Genomic DNA, 2,710 nt, shown 5'->3' with positions numbered 1-2,710 from the left:
AAGCCTCAACCTCGCCTATCACGGCGCACGTGCCGAAAAACCGCAATTCAATGTCACTTTGCAACGGGACTTCGACGAGGCGGCCGGCTCGGTCGAGGTTTTCCCGCAAGAAATCACCCGCGTATTCCTGAATTTAATCTCGAACGGATTTTATGCGGTGACCAAGCGCAGGACCGAGAACGGCAATTCCGGCTTCGAGCCGACTGTCCGCGCAACCACTAGAAATCTCGGCCATGCGGTGGAAATCCGTATTCGCGACAACGGCACCGGAATCCCCGCCGAAGTGAAGGAAAAGATGTTCAACCCGTTCTTTACGACCAAACCTGCCGGCGAAGGCACCGGACTTGGCCTCTCGATTAGCTACGACATCGTCGTCAAACAACACGGTGGCAGTATCCACGTTGACACTGAGCCGGGTGCATTCACGGAATTCATCGTCACGCTGCCGCGAACAACGTCCGCGCAAAAGCCAGAACGGGGCACAAATTGAGCACGTACATTGTCGTCGTCGACGACGAGCCGGATGTCGAAAGCATGTTCCGTCAGCATTTTCGGCGGGATCTGCGATCGGGGCGTTTCGTGATGGAATTTGCTCTGTCCGCGCCGGCCGCTCTGGAGCAGGTGAAAGCGATCCCTGATCCGTCGCTGATCTTGATCCTCTCAGACATTAACATGCCCGGGATGACCGGTCTTGAGATGCTTCCCATGGTAAAAGCGGAACGACCAAACGTTCCAGTCATCATGATTACCGCCTACGGGGACGATGCGACCAGAAAGAGGGCGACCGAACTCGGGGCAGCCGGATTGCTTCCCAAGCCCATCGACTTCGGCTTGCTGCGCCAAGAAATCGACCAGCGGTTGGAGAGGTTGGTTTAGGTCTCCGGCTCGACCGTGATGTTCGCACCGTCCGGCGTGAGCCTACTCTCCATCATGTGCGCGATCGAGGCGTAAAGGTCGCCGAGCGTATCGGCGAGCGGGTCCACAATCTCACGCGCCGATGCAATGCCACGCGCTTCGTCCTCAGGACGATGCCCCAAAGCCGATTATGGCAGCCTATCCGCACTACTTGCTCTTGCGGTTGAACATAATGCTGCTCATGATGGGAAATGGGCGCAAACCACGATGCGCCCGCGCGTTGTCACAAAGCGGCCGATTACCGTAGTGGCCGCTACCTCAATAGACAGCGCCTGCGCCAGCGGTAGGCATTCCATCCAGCAACACACACACGCCGTTCTTCTTGCCGCATGGCCGCTCGCAATTTTTTTGGAGGATTTGTATGCTTCGGATCTCAGCATTCTTTGCCGTACTGACGCTAATAGGAGGGGTTACTACCGGCGCTTGGGCAGCACAGGGCGCATATGCCAGGAGCGGTTATCAAGCGGGGTGTTACAATTCCCAAAGATGCGCCTCGTTTTGCAATCTGCATGGCGGAACGAACTGCAAGCAAGTGTGCCAACGGCGAGCGTCCACAATGCCACATTGCTAGTTGCTTGAAGCGCTTCTCACACAACCTGTTCAAGGCATAAGAGCTGTGATTGTGTCGCAGTTGAGCGATGCAGGCGTATTGCGGTGCACAAGGCTTTCGGACTTGGCAAAATTCAAAAGGAGGGGAAACATGAGCCGTTACGTGACAAAGGGGATGAGGGCGTTTGCCTGCGCCGTTGTTTTTTTCGCCGTCCAATTCGCGTGGGTTGGGTCGTCTCGTGCGCAAATCGTTGCGCTCGGCGCCAGCGTGGTTCAGGGTTATGGTGTCGGTTCCGGGGAAGCCTTTCCGCAGCAATTGGAGGCCATGCTTCACGCCAAGGGCAAACAATATTCCGTCAGCAATCAAGGCGTCTACGGAGACACTACGGCAGGCGTGTTGGCCAGGCTGGACAGCGCCGTGCCGCAGGGCACGCGTGTCGTCATATTGTTGATTGGAGGCAACGACGTTCGTCGCGGTGCAACCGTTGGGCAGGCAAAGGCGGGGACGGGTGAAATCATCGCGCGTCTGCAGGCGCGCAAGATACGCGTGATCAATGCGGCGCCCTATTACGTGGCGGCTCGAAGCAAGGGCATGGTGTTGCCTGACGGGGTTCACCTGACTGCGCAGGGTCAGCGATATATGGCGACCCAGTTACTGCCCTCAATCAATTGAACGACAACGACGGTTCCCGGCTATTTGATTGCGATTTGCCCGCGAGCCTGATTGGACAGGCCTGTTACGTGCCCTCACGGCAATAGCGGCCATCGAACCGTCAAAGCGGCCGTATTGATAATGCTAGAAGCGAGCCACAGAGATCCGCTCACCAAGCGCGCAAAAATAACCTCGGTTATTTTTGCGGTGCCGCGGCATGTCCATTCGCATATATCGCGTCGAACGACTTCCGAGCTATACGGCATCGCGAAAACGACGGTTGTCGTTATGTCCGTCGCCTTGCCAACCGTCATCGGTTTCGTCATCGTCATGCAGGCGATGCTGCACACGCCGGTCCTGATCACCCCGATCAGCGTGCCCGATTCTTATCAGAAGAGCGGATATTCGAGTGAAGCAGCGACCCAACGCCTCCTGGACGAGATCGCGAACCTCAACCAAATATCGTTGGGAGGCAAGCCGAAGACGGACGTAGGCGACACCAATTTTCTCGGCGAGGTCGCCTCCACGCAAATCCAGTCGGGATTGATCGATGCGCGATCGATTCAAACGCTCATCAGACGATTTTTTGGAAGG

At 56.8% G+C, this 2,710-nt stretch carries 4 protein-coding genes; all 4 read left to right on the top strand.

Going from position 1 to position 2,710, the window contains the following annotated elements:
* A partial coding sequence (locus WB528_RS13145; protein WP_423888846.1) for a sensor histidine kinase occupies nucleotides 1–490 on the top strand: 490 nt, incomplete at its 5' end.
* Entirely contained in the window at nucleotides 487–876 is a 390-nt protein-coding gene (locus tag WB528_RS13140; RefSeq protein WP_423888845.1) for a response regulator, read from the top strand. The genes WB528_RS13145 and WB528_RS13140, both read left to right, overlap by 4 nt.
* A 655-nt stretch (nucleotides 877–1,531) precedes the next feature.
* Nucleotides 1,532–2,137: a GDSL-type esterase/lipase family protein gene (locus WB528_RS13135; protein WP_423888844.1), complete on the top strand. Its 606-nt coding sequence runs from the start codon at nucleotides 1,532–1,534 to the stop codon at nucleotides 2,135–2,137.
* A gap of 309 nt (nucleotides 2,138–2,446) precedes the next feature.
* Nucleotides 2,447–2,710, top strand: a 264-nt coding sequence (locus WB528_RS13130; RefSeq protein WP_423888843.1) for a hypothetical protein, incomplete at its 3' end; no start/stop codon positions are given.

It is taken from the genome of Bradyrhizobium sp., from assembly GCF_049586575.1.
Taxonomy (GTDB): domain Bacteria; phylum Pseudomonadota; class Alphaproteobacteria; order Rhizobiales; family Xanthobacteraceae; genus Bradyrhizobium.
The sequence above is the reverse complement of the archived record's forward strand: the minus strand, read 5'-3'. Positions and strand labels throughout refer to the sequence as shown.